This window comes from Gillisia sp. JM1 (assembly GCF_000424645.1).
Taxonomy (GTDB): domain Bacteria; phylum Bacteroidota; class Bacteroidia; order Flavobacteriales; family Flavobacteriaceae; genus Gillisia.
The window spans coordinates 265,887-285,238 of sequence record NZ_AUKH01000007.1 but is presented as its reverse complement, the minus strand read 5'-3'; the positions used below and the strand labels follow the sequence as shown (position 1 = coordinate 285,238).

17 protein-coding genes and 2 pseudogenes are annotated in these 19,352 nt (G+C 34.5%); 12 read left to right on the top strand and 7 right to left on the bottom strand.

Going from position 1 to position 19,352, the window contains the following annotated elements; all coding sequences use genetic code 11:
• The first annotated feature begins 96 nt into the window (after positions 1 to 96).
• On the top strand, positions 97 to 1,383 hold the full coding sequence (gene brnQ, locus H033_RS0101280; RefSeq protein WP_026836709.1) for a branched-chain amino acid transport system II carrier protein: 1,287 nt from the start codon (positions 97 to 99) through the stop codon (positions 1,381 to 1,383).
• Positions 1,384 to 2,280: 897 nt separating this feature from the next.
• On the opposite strand, the gene H033_RS0101270 is transcribed toward brnQ, so the two are convergent.
• The 3 genes from H033_RS0101270 to H033_RS0101260 form a co-directional block, all read right to left on the bottom strand.
• Positions 2,281 to 3,573, bottom strand: a complete 1,293-nt coding sequence (locus tag H033_RS0101270) for an aminopeptidase P family protein (RefSeq protein ID WP_026836707.1) — start codon at positions 3,571 to 3,573, stop codon at positions 2,281 to 2,283.
• A gap of 131 nt (positions 3,574 to 3,704) precedes the next feature.
• On the bottom strand, positions 3,705 to 3,995 hold the full coding sequence (locus H033_RS0101265) for a chaperone modulator CbpM (protein WP_026836706.1): 291 nt from the start codon (positions 3,993 to 3,995) through the stop codon (positions 3,705 to 3,707).
• Positions 3,992 to 4,909: a DnaJ C-terminal domain-containing protein gene (locus H033_RS0101260; protein ID WP_026836705.1), complete on the bottom strand. Its 918-nt coding sequence runs from the start codon at positions 4,907 to 4,909 to the stop codon at positions 3,992 to 3,994. The genes H033_RS0101265 and H033_RS0101260 overlap by 4 nt, the downstream gene beginning before the upstream one ends.
• A gap of 307 nt (positions 4,910 to 5,216) precedes the next feature.
• Between H033_RS0101260 and H033_RS0101255 the strand changes: the two genes are divergently transcribed.
• From H033_RS0101255 to dcm, 4 genes are all read left to right on the top strand, one after another.
• On the top strand, positions 5,217 to 5,879 hold the full coding sequence (locus H033_RS0101255) for a succinate dehydrogenase cytochrome b subunit (protein ID WP_026836704.1): 663 nt from the start codon (positions 5,217 to 5,219) through the stop codon (positions 5,877 to 5,879).
• Between the two features lie 11 nt (positions 5,880 to 5,890).
• Complete coding sequence (locus H033_RS0101250; RefSeq protein ID WP_026836703.1) at positions 5,891 to 7,894, top strand: fumarate reductase/succinate dehydrogenase flavoprotein subunit; 2,004 nt, start codon at positions 5,891 to 5,893, stop codon at positions 7,892 to 7,894.
• A gap of 70 nt (positions 7,895 to 7,964) precedes the next feature.
• Positions 7,965 to 8,708, top strand: a complete 744-nt coding sequence (locus tag H033_RS0101245) for a succinate dehydrogenase/fumarate reductase iron-sulfur subunit (RefSeq protein ID WP_026836702.1) — start codon at positions 7,965 to 7,967, stop codon at positions 8,706 to 8,708.
• A 120-nt stretch (positions 8,709 to 8,828) separates the two neighbouring features.
• Positions 8,829 to 10,115, top strand: coding sequence for a DNA (cytosine-5-)-methyltransferase (gene dcm / locus H033_RS19305; protein ID WP_034885993.1), 1,287 nt, complete (start codon positions 8,829 to 8,831; stop codon positions 10,113 to 10,115).
• On the opposite strand, the gene H033_RS0101235 is transcribed toward dcm, so the two are convergent.
• A complete protein-coding gene (locus H033_RS0101235) occupies positions 10,110 to 10,889 on the bottom strand; it encodes an Eco47II family restriction endonuclease (protein ID WP_026836701.1) in 780 nt (259 codons plus the stop codon). The genes dcm and H033_RS0101235 overlap by 6 nt on opposite strands.
• Positions 10,890 to 10,905: 16 nt before the next feature.
• On the opposite strand from H033_RS0101235, the pseudogene H033_RS22425 reads away from it, so the two are divergent.
• The 5 genes and pseudogenes from H033_RS22425 to H033_RS22255 all read left to right on the top strand — a co-directional run bounded on the left by H033_RS22425 (position 10,906) and on the right by H033_RS22255 (position 14,617).
• Positions 10,906 to 11,312, top strand: a pseudogene (locus H033_RS22425) (very short patch repair endonuclease).
• A gap of 291 nt (positions 11,313 to 11,603) precedes the next feature.
• Complete coding sequence (locus H033_RS0101225; RefSeq protein WP_034885992.1) at positions 11,604 to 12,362, top strand: hypothetical protein; 759 nt, start codon at positions 11,604 to 11,606, stop codon at positions 12,360 to 12,362.
• A 136-nt stretch (positions 12,363 to 12,498) separates the two neighbouring features.
• On the top strand, positions 12,499 to 14,181 hold the full coding sequence (locus tag H033_RS0101220) for an SWIM zinc finger domain-containing protein (protein ID WP_026836699.1): 1,683 nt from the start codon (positions 12,499 to 12,501) through the stop codon (positions 14,179 to 14,181).
• Positions 14,182 to 14,305: 124 nt separating this feature from the next.
• A pseudogene (locus tag H033_RS21900) lies at positions 14,306 to 14,470 on the top strand (very short patch repair endonuclease); the annotation flags it as partial.
• Positions 14,471 to 14,473: 3 nt separating this feature from the next.
• Positions 14,474 to 14,617, top strand: coding sequence for a very short patch repair endonuclease (locus H033_RS22255; RefSeq protein ID WP_262489295.1), 144 nt, complete (start codon positions 14,474 to 14,476; stop codon positions 14,615 to 14,617).
• 65 nt (positions 14,618 to 14,682) lie between these two features.
• Here the strand turns inward: H033_RS22255 and H033_RS0101205 are convergent, their stop codons facing one another.
• Complete coding sequence (locus tag H033_RS0101205; protein WP_026836698.1) at positions 14,683 to 15,201, bottom strand: DUF1440 domain-containing protein; 519 nt, start codon at positions 15,199 to 15,201, stop codon at positions 14,683 to 14,685.
• 103 nt (positions 15,202 to 15,304) lie between these two features.
• On the opposite strand from H033_RS0101205, the gene H033_RS0101200 reads away from it, so the two are divergent.
• Positions 15,305 to 16,078, top strand: coding sequence for an amidohydrolase (locus H033_RS0101200; RefSeq protein ID WP_034885990.1), 774 nt, complete (start codon positions 15,305 to 15,307; stop codon positions 16,076 to 16,078).
• Here the strand turns inward: H033_RS0101200 and H033_RS0101195 are convergent.
• Together H033_RS0101195 and H033_RS0101190 are read right to left on the bottom strand one after the other, a co-directional pair.
• Positions 16,065 to 17,675, bottom strand: coding sequence for an Ig-like domain-containing protein (locus H033_RS0101195; RefSeq protein WP_026836696.1), 1,611 nt, complete (start codon positions 17,673 to 17,675; stop codon positions 16,065 to 16,067). The genes H033_RS0101200 and H033_RS0101195 overlap by 14 nt on opposite strands.
• Positions 17,676 to 17,720: 45 nt before the next feature.
• The gene (locus H033_RS0101190; protein ID WP_026836695.1) at positions 17,721 to 18,401 is read right to left on the bottom strand and encodes a ComF family protein; all 681 of its coding nucleotides are present in this window, start codon (positions 18,399 to 18,401) and stop codon (positions 17,721 to 17,723) included.
• A gap of 62 nt (positions 18,402 to 18,463) precedes the next feature.
• Between H033_RS0101190 and H033_RS0101185 the strand changes: the two genes are divergently transcribed.
• The gene (locus H033_RS0101185; RefSeq protein ID WP_026836694.1) at positions 18,464 to 19,345 is read left to right on the top strand and encodes a hypothetical protein; all 882 of its coding nucleotides are present in this window, start codon (positions 18,464 to 18,466) and stop codon (positions 19,343 to 19,345) included.
• Positions 19,346 to 19,352: the final 7 nt, after the last annotated feature.

Genomic DNA, 19,352 nt, shown 5'->3' with positions numbered 1-19,352 from the left:
GGCAATATTAAATGAGCCGTAACTAATTATAACTTTCAATTGGAAAGGATGCAGGTGAATCGCAATCGACGAGCCAAATACAAATAGTCTAAATAGATGAAATTCAATAAAGAAGGTTTAATAGTTGGCTTTGCCCTATTTGCATTATTCTTTGGAGCCGGAAATTTAATTTTACCTCCTTTTTTAGGTTTTTTAGCAGGTTCTCAATGGTATTTAGTTGCCTTAGGATTTGTGATCTCAGCGGTAGGATTGCCTTTAATGGGAATATTTGCCCATGCCAGACTACAAGGAAGTATGTTCAGTTTTGCTGAAAAGATCTCTCCCATTTTTAGTTTGATCTTCTGTATGTTTATCTATATAATTAGTGTGGCTTTGCCTGGCCCTAGAACTGCAGCCGTTACTCATGAAATTGCTATCGCGCCATTTTTTGATATTTCCCCGCTTACTACAAGTATCATCTATTTCTTGCTGGTTTTTGTATTTGTAATAAAACGATCCACCGTTATAAATAATATTGGAAAATTCTTAACGCCTGCTATTTTAATATTGTTATTGGCGATTATCTTTTCTGGATTCTTTACTGAATATAAGCCTATGGGAACTAATTTAACTGAGCTCCCAATCCTTTCAGGCTTTTTTGAAGGCTATCAAACCTTCGATGCAATTGCATCTTTAGTAGTGGGTGGTGTGATAATTATTTCAGTAAAACTGAAGGGTTATGATTCTCCGGTAGAGATCCGTCAACTTATTACCACTGCAGCAATTTTGTCTGGATTGAGCTTATTTTTGGTGTACGGCGGACTTATTTTTAACGGAGCAATGGTGAATTCAGAATTCCCTCAAGATGTAACCCGTACAGAACTATTATCGGGTATAAGTCTTCTTAACTTGGGTAGCTTTGCCCAAATTTGTCTCGCAATATTGGTTGCCTTGGCTTGTTTTACTACTGCTGTGGGAATTGTAACAGGAACAGCCGATTTTATGACAGAGCGAATTAAGAAACCACATGTTTATTCGATCACTGTATTTTTAGCCTGCTTTTTAGGTATTGTAATTGGGGCGTTATCGGTAAATGCAATCATTGAAATTGCGCTCCCAGTATTGTTGTTGGTTTATCCACTAACTATAGTTTTAATCTTGCTGAATGTAATGCCTGCGGATTTTAGAACTAGATCGGTTATGATGGTGACCGTAATCGCAACAGCACTTTTTAGCCTTCCAGATGCGTTGAAATATGTGGTTTCTGAAGAATTGTTCTCAAACATTCAGCTTTATATTCCTTTATCTGAATATGGATTAGGTTGGGTGATTCCAGCAACTTTGGCATTTTTCGGGACTTATTTATATGAGCGTAGATTAGCACTAGAAAAGTCCTCAAACTAAGATTTTTAAGCTGTCATATTGACCTTGTCGAAATATGCTTGATTTAAAACCTGCTTCAAACTCGGTTTCGACAGGCTCAACCGGACATCTTTTTTTTGTCTCCTTGAGCGAAGTCGAAGGGTCCAAGCAGAAGCATCTCGTCTCCGCTCGATGTGACAATAAATTAAGCTTGTCCAAATAATTTCCAACAGGTTCAACGTGTATCTCAATTTTTACAACTTGTCATATTGAGCTTGTCGAAATATGCTTGATTAAAAATTCGGTTTCGAAAGGCTTAACCTGACATCCTTTTTTTGTCTCCCTGAGCGGAGTCGAAGGGTCCAAGCAGAAGCATCTCGACTCCGCTCAATGTGACAATAAAATTAAGCTTGTCCAAATAATTCCCAACAGGTCAACTTGCATTTCAATTTTTATAAGTTGTCATATTGAGCTTGTTGAAATATGCTTGATTTAAAACCTGCTTCAATCAAGGTTTCGACAGGCTCAACCTCACATCCTTTTTTGTCTCCCTGAGCGGAGTCGAAGGGTCCAAGCAGAAGCATCTCGACTCCGCTCGATGTGACAATAAAATTAAGCTTGTCCAAATAATTTCCAACAAGTTCAACGTGCATATGAATTTTTATAAGTTGTCATATTGAGCTTGACGAAATATGCTTGATTTAAAACCTGCTTCAAACTCGGTTTCGACAGGCTCAACCTGACATTTTGGTGTAGAAAGAACTTTAACAGATCTTGATTTTCACGAAGTGTCGGGACAGAATGACTTCTCTATTTTTGGGTTTTTGTCATTCCGACGCAAGGAGGAATCTCTGTTAAAGAGAATGAAGTTTAAAAAATTAAGCCTGTTGAAAATATTCTTTCAACAGGCTTAATCTGAAATTTTATTATAAAAAAACTCTATGAGTTCATAAGATCTTCGATCTCATCTGCTTCAATAGGAATATTGCGCATTAGGTTGAAAGGTTCTCCTTTTTCTTGAATCACCAGATCGTCTTCCAATCTAATTCCGAAGCCCTCCGCAGGAATATAAATTCCAGGTTCTACAGTGAACACTTGGTTTGCTTGCATTGGTTCGGTTAATATTCCGTAATCATGAGTATCTAAACCAATATGGTGAGAAGTCCCATGCATAAAATATTTTTTATATGCTGGCCAGTCTGGATCTTCATTTTTCACATCGGCTTTGTCTAATAAACCAAGACCTAGTAATTCTGAAGTCATAAGTTTTCCAACCTCTACGTGATAATCTGCCCAGATTGTTCCTGGAACTAACATTTTTTGAGCATCATTCTTTACTCTGTTTACTGCATTATAAACTTCTTTTTGTCTTGCGGTGAATTTTCCTGAAACAGGAATTGTTCTGGACATGTCACTGGAGTAATTGGCGTATTCTGCTCCTGTGTCCAATAATATGAGATCTCCCGCTTTACATTGCTGATTATTCTCTACATAATGCAATACATTTGCGTTATTCCCACTTGCTATAATTGGAGTGTATGCAAAGCCTTGAGAACGGTTGTTCAAGAATTCATGCATCATCTCCGCTTCAATTTGATATTCCCAAACCCCTGGTTTTACAAAACCTAAAGTTCTACGGAACCCTTTTTCGGTAATATCACATGCTTTCTGCATTTGATCCAGTTCAATTTGATCTTTTACAGATCTCAATCTCTGAAGAATTGGATTGCTCTTGGCAACCTGGTGTGCTGGATATTTTTGCTTACACCATTCAATAAACCTGGCTTCTCTGGTTTGAGTCTCGATGTTAGCACGATAATGCTCGTTAGTGTTGAAATAGATGGTTTCAGATTGTGTCATGATCTCAAAAAATACTTTTTCGAATTCTTTCAGCCAATACACCGTTTTAATTCCGCTTGTTTCAAAAGCTTTTTCCTTAGTTAGCTTTTCACCTTCCCAAACAGCAATATGATCATTGGTCTCTGTTAGAAAAAGGATCTCTCGGTGTTTTTTATTAGGAGCATCTGGAAACAAAACCAAAATGCTTTTATCCTGGTCTACACCACTCAGATAAAAAATATCACGAGCTTGTTGAAACGGCATCGTACTATCTGCGCTTATTGGGTAAATATCGTTAGAGTTAAAAACCGCCAAACTCTTAGACTTCATTTTAGACATGAAGTTTTTGCGGTTTTTAGTATAAAGTGAGTTGTCTATTAGATCGTATTTCATAGAATGTATTTAGATTTGGCTGAATCGAGGAAAAAATTCCCGTTAGCTCTGAAAAATTCAAATTTAAAAAAGATAAGTTCAAATGCTGTTAAACTAAGCGTAAAAGACTTGGGTTTTCTTTAACAATTGGCTTATTCGTAAAGACCTAACCTGTTTCTTAATGCTAAATTTTCTTCTTTCAATTCGTTTTGCCTATCCAGTAAATGCTTAATGGCTTCCAAGCCTTCCAAATTAATATGCAAATCGAAATGCAGGCGCATTAGTTTTTCGAAATTTGCCATGTTATTACAGTGTACATATTCTCTTTTTTCCACAATAATCACTTCTATTAGACCGCTCTTATTTAAGGATCTTATAAAAGTGTGCTCTACGCTATAGCGTTCACAAAGTTCTTCGGTTGCAATCAATTCCTCTAAGTTCATGAGCGTAATTTTTGTAATTCGGTGTACAATTCCTTCTCTTCTAACGATAGATCTGTAGGCACTTTGATATTATAAGTGATAAACAGATCTCCAAATTCGCCTTCCTTTTTATATTTAGGAAAGCCTTTACCTTTTAACTTTACCCGAGTCCCACTTTGCGTTTCTGGTTTAATAGGGAGTTTAACTTTTCCATTATAGGTGTCTATCGTGATATAACCACCAAGTAAGGCAGTGTAAAAATCCAGATCTACATTGCTATGTAAATTCTCTTTTTCTCTTTTAAATTTGGTATTATTCAAAATTTTAAAAGTGATAAAAAGATCGCCTTTTGGTCCTCCTTGAGCTCCTGGACCACCATGCCCTGTAATCTTGATAGTTTGTCCATTCTCTACTCCCGCAGGTATGGTAAGTCTTAGGCTTTTTCCATTTACGGTAAGGGTTTGTTTATGGCTGGAATAAACATCGGTTAGATTTAACTGAAGTTCGGCGTTAAAATCCTGTCCTTTAAACTGTGGCGATCTTCCTGTTCCACGAGATCTTGCGCCTCCTCCAAACATGGTTTCAAAGAAATCTGAGAAATTATCATCATCAAAACTACCGGTATAGGATTGTCTCTGTCCGCCGCCAAATCCGCCAGCCCCACCTCTTTGTTGACCTCTCTGTTGTTTTTGTTGCTCAAATTGATCTGCATGTTGCCAATCTTTCCCATACTCGTCAAATTTCTTGCGCTTTTCTGGATCACTCAAAACCTCATTAGCTTCATTTATTTGTTGAAAACGCTTTTTGGAGCTTTCATCATCTGGGTTTAAGTCTGGGTGATATTTTCTAGCAAGTCTTCTATATGCTTTCTTAACATCTGCTTTTGTTGCAGATTTGTCTAATTCTAATGTTTTGTAATAGTCTATAAATTCCATTGAAATATAAGTAAGTATCGAATTGGGTTATGAGATATTGAAATTACTAAAAATGGATCTTACAATGAGTTAAGTTTGTGTAAAAAGCTAAAAGAGCTTGAAAAAAAATAGAAAACTGGAAAGTGTGTAAAATATTTTCCGACTTAGAATTACATTATCAAGGCAAGTGTTGCTTACAGATGGTTCAACAAATACTAAAGTACCTTGTATTAGTTCTAAATTGGCATTGAAATACTCCTTAAAGTTTGTGTGTAACTATTTTCAGATGTATTTTTGCTGTTAAAATTTCATAAAAATAATCAAACCAATGGGTGGATTACTTAAATCTTCAGTAGCAAAAAAGTTTGCTATGGCCTTATCGGGACTTTTCTTAGTCCTATTTTTAGCTCAACACTTTACTATTAATATAACTTCGGTGATAAGCCCCGATACTTTTAATGAGATCTCCCATTTTATGGGAACCAATTTCGTAGTACAGGCAATTTTACAGCCGATCCTGATTTTTGGGGTAGTATTCCATTTTATTATGGGTTTTGTGCTGGAAATTCAAAACAGAAATGCAAGAGTTAAAAGTTATGTAAGCTATAATGGAAGTGCAAATTCCAGTTGGATGTCTAGAAATATGATCTATTCTGGAGCGGTGGTGTTAGCCTTTTTAGGACTTCACTTTTACGATTTTTGGGTTCCGGAATTGGTACATAAATATATTGAGTCTCATCCAGAAGACGCCACGAGATATTACGGTGAGTTGGTATCGAAATTTGTAAGCCCTGTGAGAACTGGTCTTTATGTAGTTTCATTCGTGTTTTTAATGCTTCATTTACTTCATGGTTTTTCATCTTCATTCCAATCTATGGGCGTGAATAATAAATATTCTGAAGGTATAAGAAAATTCACTGTTGGATACGCTATCATTATTCCATTAGGATTTATTTTTATAGCAGCGTTTCATTATTTTAATAACCTTTAAAAGGTAAGATTATGTCAATTTTAGATTCAAAGATACCGAAAGGACCACTAGAAGAAAAGTGGAGCAACTATAAGAATAATATCAATCTAGTTAACCCTGCCAACAAACGTAATATAGATGTTATTGTAATTGGGACAGGTTTAGCAGGAGGTAGCGCTGCAGCTACTTTAGCAGAATTAGGGTATAATGTAAAAACATTTTGCTACCAAGATTCTCCAAGACGCGCGCACTCTATTGCTGCTCAAGGGGGAATTAATGCATCAAAAAATTATCAAGGAGACGGAGATTCTAATTTTAGATTGTTCTATGATACTGTAAAAGGAGGAGATTACCGTTCTAGAGAAGGAAATGTATACCGTCTTGCGGAGGTTTCCGGAAATATTATAGATCAATGTGTTGCCCAAGGAGTTCCATTTGCAAGGGAATATGGTGGAATGTTAGATAACCGTTCTTTTGGAGGGGTATTGGTTTCACGTACTTTTTATGCAAAAGGACAAACAGGTCAGCAATTATTACTTGGTGCATATTCGGCAATGAACCGCCAAATAAACCGTGGTAAGATCCAGGCATTTAACCGTCATGAAATGATGGATGTAGTTCTTGTTGATGGAAAAGCAAGAGGAATTATAGCCAGAGATATGCTAACTGGAGCAATAGAGCGTCATTCTGCTCACGCAGTGGTTTTAGCTTCAGGAGGATACGGAAACGTATTCTACTTATCTACTAATGCGATGGGTAGTAACGTTATGGCGGCTTGGAGAGCGCACCGTAGAGGGGCATTTTTCGCAAATCCATGTTACACACAAATTCACCCAACCTGTATCCCTGTTTCTGGAGATCATCAGTCTAAATTGACTTTGATGTCTGAATCTCTTCGGAATGATGGTAGAATTTGGGTTCCGAAGACAAAGGAAGATGCAGAAGCAATTCGTGCTGGTAAGAAAAAGCCAACAGATTTAGTTGAAGACGAAAGAGATTACTACTTAGAAAGAAGATATCCAGCTTTTGGAAACCTAGTGCCACGTGATGTAGCTTCCAGAGCTGCAAAAGAACGTTGTGATGCTGGTTTTGGAGTAAATAAAACAGGAGAAGCCGTTTACTTGGATTTTGCTAGTGCCATTGAGCGCTACGGAAAAGAGGAAGCATTCACTGCCGGATATAAAAACCCTTCCAAAGAAGAAATAATAAAATTAGGGAAAGACGTTGTAGAGTCTAAATACGGGAACCTATTCCAGATGTACGAGAAGATCGTAGATCAGAATCCATATAAAACTCCGATGATGATATATCCTGCGGTGCACTATACCATGGGTGGACTTTGGGTAGATTATAACCTGCAAACCACAATTCCAGGATGTTATGCAACCGGAGAAGCAAATTTCTCTGACCATGGAGCAAACAGACTTGGTGCTTCAGCCTTAATGCAAGGTTTAGCAGATGGATATTTTGTATTGCCGTATACTATTGGAGATTATCTAGCTCAAGATATTAGCACAGGCAAGATCCCAACTGATACTTCAGAATTTGATGCGGCTGAAAAAGAGGTTTCAGATAAAATTAATAGATTGATGAATGCCGGTGGACAACATTCTGTAGATTTTTACCATAAGAAATTAGGTAAGATCATGTGGAACAAATGTGGAATGTCTAGAAATGCTGTAGATCTTAACGAGGCTATTAAGGAAATAGCTGAATTACGTGAGGATTTCTGGAAGAATGTAAATATTCCAGGATCTGCAGATACTAAGAATGCCGAATTAGAAAAAGCAGGAAGAGTGGCAGATTTCCTTGAATTAGGAGAGCTTTTCGCAAAAGATGCATTACACAGAGAAGAATCTTGTGGTGGGCATTTTAGAGAAGAACATCAAACTCCAGATGGTGAGGCGCTTAGAGATGATGAAAACTTCAAGTATGCAGCAGCATGGGAGTACACAGGAAAACCAAGCGATGCAATTCTTCATAAGGAAGAATTAATATTCGAAAATATTGAATTGAAAACTAGAAGTTATAAATAGTATAGAGCTAGTAGTATTGAGAAGTTAGTTCTCAATACTACTAGCTCTATACTCAATACTTTAAAAGATTATGAAGCTTACATTAAAAATATGGCGTCAAGAAAATGCCACAGCTAAAGGTAAAATGGTAGATTATAACATTGACGGAATAGACGGAGATATGTCTTTTCTTGAAATGTTAGATGTACTTAACGAGGGGTTGGTAAATAAAGGTGAGCAGCCAGTAGAATTTGATCACGATTGTCGTGAGGGGATTTGCGGTTCGTGTTCATTACAGATCAATGGAGAACCACATGGTCCAGATAAGTTTATTACCACTTGCCAACTGCATATGCGTACTTTTAAAGATGGAGATACTATTGTTATCGAACCTTTTAGAGCAAAAGCATTTCCGGTAATAAAAGATCTTATAGTAGATCGAACGGCTTTCGATAGAATTCAGCAGGCTTATGGGTATATTTCTGTAAACACTTCGGGAAACACCATCGATGCGAATACGATTCCAATAGAAAAGGAAAATGCAGACGATTCTTTTAATGCTGCAACCTGTATTGGATGTGGGGCTTGTGTAGCTGCATGTAAAAATGCAAGTGCTATGCTATTTACTTCAGCAAAAGTTAGTCAGTTCGCATTACTTCCTCAGGGAGAAGTAGAGGCAGACAGACGTGTTTTGGCAATGGTAGAGCAAATGGACAAGGAAGGTTTTGGAAACTGTTCTAACACCGGAGCTTGCGAGCTTGAATGTCCTAAAGGAATTTCTTTAGAGAACATTGCAAGAATGAATAGAGAGTATTTAAAAGCAAGTGTGAAGTAAATTCATACCTGATACATAACAAAAAAATCCCGAAGTTTTACTTCGGGATTTTTTTGTTAACAATACTTTTTTAATCCATTAAAACCATTATTTTTGTAACCATATATAAGGTTGCATAACATGGTTATAAAAGAATATTATTCAGTTTCTGAAGCTGCTGAAATTTTGGATAAAAATCCGGACACTCTCCGCCGTTGGGATAATGACGGCAAGCTTTCTGCTGTAAGAGAGCCTATTAGTAATTACAGAAAATATTCAAAAGAACAGCTAGAAATTTTTCCTGAGTTCAAATCATATTTTGAAAAAGTCGATAATGGGAATTTTGTAGTACCATCAAAAGAATTTTCAGTTTTAGAACTTTTTGCGGGAGCTGGCGGTTTAGCCATTGGTCTAGAAAAAGCTGGATTAAAATGTAAAGCATTAAATGAAATAGATAAATGGGCGTGTAAAACTTTACGAAGTAATCGACCAAATTGGCAAGTGCTTGAAGGCGACATTAGGAAAATGAGTTTTTTTAAGTATGAAAATGAAATTGATGTGGTTACCGGTGGATTTCCATGCCAAGCTTTCAGTTATGCAGGAAAAAAGTTGGGATTAGAAGATGCCAGAGGGACATTGTTTTATGAATTTGCAAGAGCGGTAAAAGAAATAACGCCTAAAATTTGTATAGGCGAAAATGTCAAAGGCCTTTTTAATCATGATAATGGGAATACTTTAAAGGGAATGATTTCCATATTAGATGAAATTGGTTATAATGTTGTAACTCCAGTAAAGGTTTTAAAGGCCATAAATTACAATGTCCCTCAAAAAAGAGAACGATTGATTCTTGTGGCTATTAGAAAGGATATTGATGTTGAATATCAATATCCAAAACCATTTTCCGAAATTTATACTTTAAAAGACGCTTTAAAAAAGGGAGTTCTATTTCCTAAGAAAGTCCCAAAATCTGACGGAGCAAAATACCCTCAACATAAAAAAGATGTTTTGGATTTAATTCCGCCAAAGGGCTATTGGCGTGATTTGCCACTAGATATTCAGAAAGAGTATATGCAAAAAAGTTTTTATCTTGGAGGAGGGAAAACCGGAATGGCTAGAAGAATTGGTTGGGATGAACCCTGCCTAACATTAACATGTAGTCCTGCACAAAAACAAACCGAACGTTGTCACCCTGATGAAACTAGGCCATTTACGGTTCGGGAATATGCGAGAATTCAAACTTTTCCAGATGAATGGATGTTTGAGGGTTCAATATCCCAACAATATAAGCAGATTGGAAATGCAGTGCCTGTTAACCTGGCAAAAGAGATTGGATATTCAATAATCAATTTTTTAAATAAAGAATTGTTGGTTAATCAATCAGTTCAGAAAGTTGAATTAAAAGAACAAGAAGTTTCAGTGGAACTATAGATTTTTAAATCCTTGATAGTAATAGAAATTTTCAAAAGCTATTTCTTCTAAAACGGTTCTCTTTGAGGCTGTTGCACTTTTTGAAATGTCCTCTATAATAGAATTTTCTTTTTCAATTTTAGGATCAATAGTTTTTAGGAAATCTGCGATAGCTATAGGTAATACTTTATATAGTTTAAAAAAAGAATTGGGATCACCACTTAAAAGGGAATAAAATTGATCTCCAGAAATTAAATATACCCTACTATGGCTATATTCTTTTCCATTTATAATAGCCTCCCACTTTTTCGAGAAACTTTTTTTAGTTAATATCTGTACTAAATAGCAGTTTGCTTTTCTATGATCATCTGCAAATCTAGCAAGTTTTTGAAAAGCACTTTCGGCAGAACTACTATTCATTGTATTATGTTTGTTTTTTATTTCAGCAAAAATAGAATCGTCATCAGATTTTATATCATAGCCACTATTCTTACCACTTTGATAACCCCTTATTCCCCCCAGAATTTCTTCATGAAAGGTGCCAATTGCATTATTAACCGACTTGTCGATTTGTCTAGACATTTCAAGTTTCAATAAGTTCTCTTGGTTTAAATCATTGAATTTCGAATCAAACATCAATTTGAAAATGTCTACTTTATTGTTGTAAAATTTCTTTTTAGTAAATTCTTTTTTAGCCTCTAAATAAGAGTTGAATAAATTTGAAATACACTTTAATAAGTGTTCATCTTCAACAAAATCAACATACTTATTTTTTTGATTGGAAATATTATTCATATTTTAAAGGGAAGTTATGAATTACGAAGATAATAAAATAAAAGTCCCAAGATTTAATGAAGAATCTGGTTTCTACAAGACTAGAGCCAGGCCTAAGCATATGTCAAAAATTAAATCTAAAGACACCAAATCTGAAATAATATTTAGAAAGGCTTTATGGAAAGCCGGCTATCGTTATAGGATCAACTATGAAAAATTATTGGAAAACCAGATCTTGTACTTAATGAACATAAAACCATAATATTTATAGGTGGTGACTTCTGGCATGTTTACAATTGGAAGGAAAAGAGGGATAAGATTAAGAGCAATAGAAAATTTTGGATTCCTAAAATTGAACGTAATATGCAAAGGCATAAAGAAGTAAATTTTCCCCTTAAAGAAAATGGGTATACAGTTTTTAGGGTTTTAGTGAAGATAATTTGAAGCAAAATTTATAAGAATTTAAAAATGGCCATATTAGAAAAGCCACCTAAGAATTTAACGACTATACTGTCAAGATAAATTTAAACTCAATTACTCTAGCCAAGAAAGCAAAATTTAAAAAAATGAAATTATATTCGCAATAGATGGAGAAAAAGAAACGTTAATCTGCTTAGATGTAATTATTGATAACAAGATAGTAAAGCATTTTATAACCTCCATCCACGAAAATTTAAATGTGTTTAAACTTACATTAAACAAGCAAGGAGAGATAAATTTAACGCATTTAAGATTATGAAAAATAACAAAGTAATTAGTCTATTTGGAAATACAAAGTTTACACAAAACAAGGATGTAAAGTATTCTGAATTATTGGAAAAATTTATAGCCAATTTCAAAAATGATATTAAGGAAATAGAGTTTATTGAAGATATCTTTGAATTAGCAATAGCTGCATGTAATTTTGGGAACTTGAGTATTGTAATGAATGAAAAAGAAGTTAAAAAAATAATCGCTTCTGCTTCAGAGCAAGATTTAAATACTGCCCTATTAAGCAAAATGATTGACTACAAAATTGCTAGTTTTAGAAAGTATACCAATTTCATTATAGATTACGAACTAAAAGGAACAGATAGTGATCCCATTTTAGCGGTCATTACACAAGAAGAAGAGCCCTATTTGGCTTCTATGTTAGAGGATATTGAAAGGAATAATACATCAGACGATTTTGAAGAGAATTACATAGACCGAAAAGCAATTGTTATAAAACCATTACAACCGTTTTTTGATTGGATTAACGCTCTTTATCCTGAAGATAAAATTGATAATGATGAGTCTAATATATATCTAATAGATGAAAATATAAAGAATGTGGAAGATTGGCTCAAAAATAAATATGATAGGTTCTTTAAAATGGAATTAAACGAATGGCATGCTAACAAGAAAGAATGGCCTCAGAGGCGTAATTACAAAATGTTTAAACAATGGTTCCAAGTTATAATTTCTACTGAAATTTATGATTTAGAAAGAAGGCCAATTTCCAAAATATTTTAATCCCTCACTAAGGGTTTAACCCGCCTGACCGGCTGGGCAGGTTTCCCGTTACCTGTCCTAAATGAATTGATTCAGGCGGGCTTGCTCCTAGAGGTTTGATTATAAAAAGTAACAGATAATTCAATAGTTTGATTATATGAGAATACCAATAAGGGAAATGGAGCAATTCATTGAAGAGCATATCCTTAAAAGAGGACTTTCTTATTTTAAAAGTGGAGCAATTTCAGAAATTTCTGAAATAACAGCTGGTGAATATGAAGCTACTGTTTTTGGTACCAACGAGTATACGGTTCAATTAAAAATTAGCAATAATATTGTTGTAGTGCATAATTGCGATTGTCCATATGATATGGGAGCAGTTTGTAAGCATATAGTTGCAGTGATTTTCCATTTACAACAAGATAAATTGGAGTTAACTAATCCTGATTTCACACTTCCAAAAAAGAAAAAAACAAAGGCCATTTCTCAACAAGTAAATGAATTGCTAAAAACAATTTCGCATAAAGAACTCATGAAATTTGTACAGGAAAACAGCAAGAAAGACAAGAAGTTTAGAGACTACTTTTTAGCATCCTTTGCTCATTTGAGGCAAAACCAATCGAAAGAGTTTTACCAAAAACAAATTCATTCCATATTGCAAACAGCCGCAGGAAGAAACGGTTGGATTGGTTGGTCGGAGATGATATACGTTGTTAATACCACTAAACCGTTTTTAGAAAATGCCGAAAAATATTTGGTGAATAAAAACTTTAATAATGTATTTTTTATATCAACCGCTTTATTGGAAGAAATCACCGAAGCTTTTCAATATGGCGATGATAGCAATGGAGATTTAGGTTATTTGGTAGAATCTGCAATGGAATTGCTTTCAAAATTAACCCAAGAAAAACTTTCTGGAACACTTAAACAAGAAATCTTTGAATATTGTATCTCATCCTTTAAACATAACTTATTTGAAGATTGGGATTGGCATTTGGGAATACTCCGAATAGCAGCAGAATTAATTGATGAAAAACATGACGCAGATATTATTCTTACTTGTTTGGACACCATCAATGGTCAATACGAACAAGAAAGAGCTCAATCTTTTAAATTGAATTTATTGAGAAAATTCAAAGATGAAAAAGAAGTTGAAAAGTATATCGATGAGTATATTTCAAATCCATCAATTAGAACAACAGAGATAGAAAAAGCGTTTAAAAGCAAAAACTTTGAAAGAGTTATAGGGCTTTCTAAAGATGGAATTAAATGTGATGAAAAAGACAAACCGGGATTAGTAAAGGTATGGTACAATTGGTTACTCAAAGTAGCCCAAGTTCAAAAAGAAACTTGCAAAATTATTGAATACGCAAGGTTTTTATTTATTGTCAACTTTCATCCCGAACAGGATTATTATCAAATCTTAAAAGATAATATTGAGGATGAAAACTGGCATCCATTTTTAGAAGAAATAATTGTAGAAATAACCCCTAATCAAAGATGGACCTATTCAGAGTTAATTCGAAAAATTTACATAAATGAAGAATGGTGGGATAGGTTATTTCTTATGCTAAAACAAAACCTTTCTATGGAGAATATTCAGCAGAATGAACAATATTTATCAAAAGATTATTCTTCTGAACTAATTGAACTTTATAGTGAAAGAATTACTAACTATATTGAAAAATATATCGGTAGAAACCATTATAAAACAGCTTGTAGGTATTTACGTAGAATGAAAAAATTAGAAGGAAATGGCCAAGTTAATGAATTAATAGAAGTATTTAGAAAACAATATCCACAGCGAAAAGCATTGATGGACGAATTAACCCGAGTGTAAATGAAAATTACATTTTAAGCCGTTTATTCCACAAAATTGGGCAAAGCTCAAAAAGCCAGTATTTGTTACTAATCAAGGCTAAAGATTCCTAACGAAATAGCTTTTTAGAAAAGCTGGCTATCGCTATAGAATAAACTGTAAAAATTTAACGGGAAAACCAGATCTTGTGCTTCTTAAGTATAAAACGGTAATATTTATTGATGGTAACTTTTGGCATGGTTACAATTGGAAGGAAAAGAGAGATAAGATTAAGAGCATTAGAAAATTTTGGATTGCTAAAATTGAATGAAATATGCAGAGGGACAAAGGAGTAAATTTTTCCCTTAAAGAAAATGGATTTACAATTTTTAGGTTTTGGGAGAATGAAATTAAAAAAGACTTACAAGCTTTTCTAAATATAGTTCTAAAGCATCTAGACGCAAATAAATTAATTTAAAAACAAGTATAAAGTAATTCCATACTAGCATTAAAAAAACCCAGAAGTTTTGCTTCGGGATTTTTTTATAGATTATTTTGAGATCGCTTCATTCGCTCGTTAACAAAACTTCTCACAAATTCTGTTGTGATACCAAAAGCAATATGAGCAAAAAGCTCGTTTGCCTGCATTTTAATTGGGATATTTTTGGACTTAGGTTCAAGTCCAACAAGAGGTAAAGAGGTTTCGTGGGTAGAAATCCACGTGGTTGCCCCAAAGATCACTCCATCTGCAATATTCATAACATCATTATCTTTTTTACCGTACCCATAAGCAGCTCCAATACTTGCGCCAAAAGGAAAATTTACCAACTGCTCGGCTAAAGCTTCATTTTCTGCACTTATAGGAGTTCCAGTGATCTTAGTAGAAAGATCATCAACGATCTTTAACTGTGCCGATTTCTGCTCTATCTTTCTAACAGGAAGAAATTCTTCTATTAGAATTTTTACAGCAGTACCCACCAAACCTCCAACAAATCCTGAAATAAGCCCGCGAGAGGTATTAGACGTATAAGTATCTTTCTGTAAAAAAGCTTCTAAATTCATATCTGATCAATTTGAGAATAAAGCTATTTATATTCTAATTTCCTTCCAATCTTTTAACACGTATTTAATAGCCAGAATCTTATTTTTTATAATTTTACAAGATATGGAAAATTTAAATATAGCCTTACTACAAGTAGATCTGTTTTGGGAGAATATTAAAAAGAACCTGAAACTATTCGAAGAAAAAATAGAATCTGTCAATACCGAGGTAGATCTTTTTATACTCCCGGAAATGTTTAGCACTGGCTTTTCTATGAATGCTGAAAAGTTAGCAGAATCTCCAAATGGTCCTACTTTAAAATGGATGCAACGAGTTGCAAGCGAAAAGAACGCAGCTATTACCGGAAGCATTATTGTCAAAGAAAAAGACGAATATTTTAATAGGTTGTATTTTGTTTTTCCTGACGCCACTTTCCAGAAATATGATAAGCACCATACCTTTACCTTAGCAAAAGAGCATGAAACCTATTCCGCGGGGAATGAGCGGCTGCAGGTAGAATATAAAGGGTGGAAAATATGCCCATTAATTTGTTATGATCTTAGATTTCCTGTTTGGGCACGGAATACTGAAGATTACGATCTATTAATTTATGTGGCTAACTGGCCTAAACCAAGGATCCTAGCATGGGATGTATTGTTGCAAGCCAGAGCTATAGAAAACATGTCTTATTGTGCTGGTGTAAACAGGACAGGTTTAGATGTAAATAATCACGAATATACCGGCCATTCTGCAGTCTATGACAGTTTAGGAAAACCTTTAAATAATCAAGAAGAAGCAGCGTTTACCAAAGTTGTGACTTTGGATAAAAAACAGCTTTTGGATACCCGAAAGAAATTTAAATTTCTTCAAGATCGTGATAAATTTACTTTAGAATAAAGGTCTGGTTGATATCCCAGTTTGGTCTTACCTCTAGAAAATCAGGGAAATAGATGATTTCTTCTGGATTAGTTTTAAGTAAAAAATTACCTGTATCCCATATACCATTCGCATTAGAATCGTAAATCACTCTAATTAAATATTCCCCTGGAGGAACCAATTCAAAAGCTATATTGCTTTGATCTTCCGATTTTATTTCAGCTTTTATAACTCCCTTCTCATCTGTAAGTTGAACGATGATCGGGTAACTTTTTACATTCTGCAAATTCAAACGAACATTACCATAATCAGAAAATGTTTTTGTCTTCAATGTTCTATATATCGTATCGTTTGCGGCGTTAAAAAAATCTGTAATCGCTCCTGGGAGTATCTGGATACTATAGGTTTCATTTTCATTTTTATTGAACTTAATATGAATAGAATTCTCTAAATTCTTAAGTTCTGATGTAAAAGCAACTTCAAGAGAATCTTTATTAAGTATCTTAATAAGACTATCATCCTTAGTTGTTAATGGGGTGTTTGCTTTTATGAGAAAATCTTTATTAAACTCTAAGGTGCCCGAAGGTTCTGTATTAATTACTAAGGAATCAGCCTTCATATCTGAAATCCTTGCGATCAAACTGGTAGTGTCTTTTTGGGAATTGAATTTGAATCTCAAGCTATCTGTTTCCACAATAGGCTTGTACCATAAGTACAAACTGTCTTTATCTACAACTTTCGTGAAGCGATATTCAAAATCTGATGGCACTGTATTTAAAGGATCTATAGAGATACTATCTAGGTTTGTTTTTCCTTTGTAACCAACTAGTATTTTTTGTTTAGCAACCTGTTTAGGTCGGCCTGCTTCAAATGCAATTTTTTCTTTGAACAATTGTAAATTATAAGACGTGTCTGTGGGTACAGAAATTGTCTCTTTTAAAAATGCTATTTTTTCTTTCCCAGGATTGTATTTATAGTCGTTGTTTAGGTCTCTAACAGCCACCAAATGATACTTGCCTTCTTTAATATTGGTAAGTTCGAAACTTCTAAGGCTATCTAAGGTATTGGTTATATATCTTGGTGGAGTAGTAAACACTAAAGAGTCGTTGTAGGTCTCATCTGCATCATATAACATCACAGAAATAAAAGGATCTGCTTCTTTAAGAAGTGCATCAGAAACCGTTCCTGCCACCGATAAGGAATCTATGTAGTCTCCTGTAGAAAACACATATTTAAAATAAGGCAAAGGATTCCCTTCGTTATTGTCTATAATGCTTTTTCCAAAATTAATGGAGTAGGTAGTGTTTTTTCTGAGTGTATCATTTAACCTGATTCTGATATATTTACTGGGAGAACCTAGTGGAGTGATTTCTGGTTTAATCGCCATTGGAGGAGAAATGATGATCTGTTTTTGCGCATCGGCTAACTTGATGTATTCATCAAAATAGATCCTAATTTCCTCTTTATTGAATTGAGTCGAATAATTTTCAGGAGTTGCTCTTAAGAATTTTGGAGGCTCGGTATCTAAATCCCCACCTTGTGGAGTTCCTTTCTTTGCACATTGCAATAATGTGAAGGAAATAAGAATCATCAATAATCCTGAAAAATATTTTTTCATTTAAGCCGAAATTTTAAGCAAAGAAACAATTATTTTTTGTTTTAGTCATGCTGTAAAAGCCATTGTGGCAATGCTGATTTTTACATTTTCTCCTTCCAAAAGAATCTCTGCACAGGCTTCCAGAGTAGCGCCGGTAGTAATAAGATCATCTACCAGCAAGATGTGTTTGTTTTTAATTTTTTCAGAATTAAATAACACAAAACTCTCTTCGATATTTCCCCATCTAGCAAGCCTTGTTTTGAGTGTTTGCGTTTTTGAGAAAGAGGTCTTCAAAAGAACATCATCCACGTAGTCTATATTAAGTGCTGCAGCGATCTCTTTCCCAAATTCTTCTACCTGATTGAAACCCCTAGATCTAAGTTTCTTTTTATGCAGCGGCACCGGGATCACAAGGTCTATACCTTCGTAAGAATTTGTTTTAGCGAGTTCTGCCCCAGTCCAAGCGCCTAGATAAGATCCAATTTCTTGATGACCTCTATATTTCAATCGATGTATCAATTTCTGAACATTGCTTTTCTTCTTAAAAACTAAAAGAGAAGTGGCATTTTCTATAGGTACTCGGCCATAAAATACTTTTTTTACAGGATTTTCGTTATCTAGATGAAAATTAGTGATAGGAAGTTCGTTTACACAATTAGTGCAAAGAATATTTTGGTTTTTATACAATTCCGCATCGCAAATTTGGCAGATGTTTGGGTAAAATAAATTAATTAAATCTTGAAACATTAGTTAATGTATTGTAATTTCGCTAATTAAACCATTAAATTACAAACTAAATCACATTTAATATGACCGAAACAAAAAGCAATACCGCTCTTAAGATTTTAACAGGTATTTTGGCCGTAGCTCTAGTGGCACTAGGTATTTACACGGTTAAGTTTTATAATGAAGAAAAAGAAAATAAAGCAATACTAGTAAAAGAAAAAACTGTTATTGAGGACGAGTTGAATGACTTGATTGTTAAATACGATGAAGCAATTGCAACCAACGAGGTAATGGACCAAGATATGGTAAATGCTAGAGAGCGCATCTCTAGACTATTGGATTCCGTAAAAGACTCTGAAGCAAATCTGGTATTGATTTCTAGATATAGAAGAGAGATTGGAGCTTTAAAAACTGAAAAAGACAGATTATTTAGAGTTGTAGATAGTTTGAGCAATCAAAACCGAATGATGGCAGTGACTATAGATAGTACTAACACGGTATTGGCTCAAAAAGTGAGATTGTCAGATTCCTTAAAAGTTAACAATCAAAGCTTATCTACTAAGGTAGACAAGGCTTCTCAATTAAAGATCACTTCTCTTAAAGGTGAAGGAGTTATTGTTAGGAATAGCGGGAAATTAATAGAGAATGATAAAATACGTAGAATAGACCAAGTAAGAACTTGTTTTACTATTAGCTCTAACGATTTGGCTCCATCCGGAGAAAAAACTATGTATGTTCAGGTTTATAATCCTGAAAACGAATTGGTAGGAGACCAGATTGCAGTAAAGCATGATGGTGGAGTAATGATGTACAGCGCTACCTCTACTGTTTTTTACGAAAATCAAGAGTTGGATGTGTGTATACTTTCTAAAACTCAAGGAGATAAATTACTAGACGGTACTTATAAAGTATATGTTTATGAAGGAGCTCAGTTAATTGGAACCTCTTCTTTCAACCTTAATTAATTAAAAT

Excerpts from the sequence above, each read along its gene's own strand:
- H033_RS0101220 (WP_026836699.1), top strand. The coding sequence starts at position 12,499 with ATGAGAATACCAATAAGGGAAATGGAGCAATTCATTGAAGAGCATATC.
- H033_RS0101260 (WP_026836705.1), bottom strand. The coding sequence starts at position 4,909 with ATGGAATTTATAGACTATTACAAAACATTAGAATTAGACAAATCTGCA.
- H033_RS0101255 (WP_026836704.1), top strand. The coding sequence starts at position 5,217 with ATGGGTGGATTACTTAAATCTTCAGTAGCAAAAAAGTTTGCTATGGCC.
- H033_RS0101250 (WP_026836703.1), top strand. The coding sequence starts at position 5,891 with ATGTCAATTTTAGATTCAAAGATACCGAAAGGACCACTAGAAGAAAAG.
- H033_RS0101265 (WP_026836706.1), bottom strand. The coding sequence starts at position 3,995 with ATGAACTTAGAGGAATTGATTGCAACCGAAGAACTTTGTGAACGCTAT.
- H033_RS0101195 (WP_026836696.1), bottom strand. The coding sequence starts at position 17,675 with ATGAAAAAATATTTTTCAGGATTATTGATGATTCTTATTTCCTTCACA.
- H033_RS0101245 (WP_026836702.1), top strand. The coding sequence starts at position 7,965 with ATGAAGCTTACATTAAAAATATGGCGTCAAGAAAATGCCACAGCTAAA.
- H033_RS0101225 (WP_034885992.1), top strand. The coding sequence starts at position 11,604 with ATGAAAAATAACAAAGTAATTAGTCTATTTGGAAATACAAAGTTTACA.
- H033_RS22255 (WP_262489295.1), top strand. The coding sequence starts at position 14,474 with ATGCAGAGGGACAAAGGAGTAAATTTTTCCCTTAAAGAAAATGGATTT.
- H033_RS0101200 (WP_034885990.1), top strand. The coding sequence starts at position 15,305 with ATGGAAAATTTAAATATAGCCTTACTACAAGTAGATCTGTTTTGGGAG.
- dcm (WP_034885993.1), top strand. The coding sequence starts at position 8,829 with ATGGTTATAAAAGAATATTATTCAGTTTCTGAAGCTGCTGAAATTTTG.
- H033_RS0101205 (WP_026836698.1), bottom strand. The coding sequence starts at position 15,201 with ATGAATTTAGAAGCTTTTTTACAGAAAGATACTTATACGTCTAATACC.
- brnQ (WP_026836709.1), top strand. The coding sequence starts at position 97 with ATGAAATTCAATAAAGAAGGTTTAATAGTTGGCTTTGCCCTATTTGCA.
- H033_RS0101235 (WP_026836701.1), bottom strand. The coding sequence starts at position 10,889 with ATGAATAATATTTCCAATCAAAAAAATAAGTATGTTGATTTTGTTGAA.
- H033_RS0101190 (WP_026836695.1), bottom strand. The coding sequence starts at position 18,401 with ATGTTTCAAGATTTAATTAATTTATTTTACCCAAACATCTGCCAAATT.
- H033_RS0101270 (WP_026836707.1), bottom strand. The coding sequence starts at position 3,573 with ATGAAATACGATCTAATAGACAACTCACTTTATACTAAAAACCGCAAA.
- H033_RS0101185 (WP_026836694.1), top strand. The coding sequence starts at position 18,464 with ATGACCGAAACAAAAAGCAATACCGCTCTTAAGATTTTAACAGGTATT.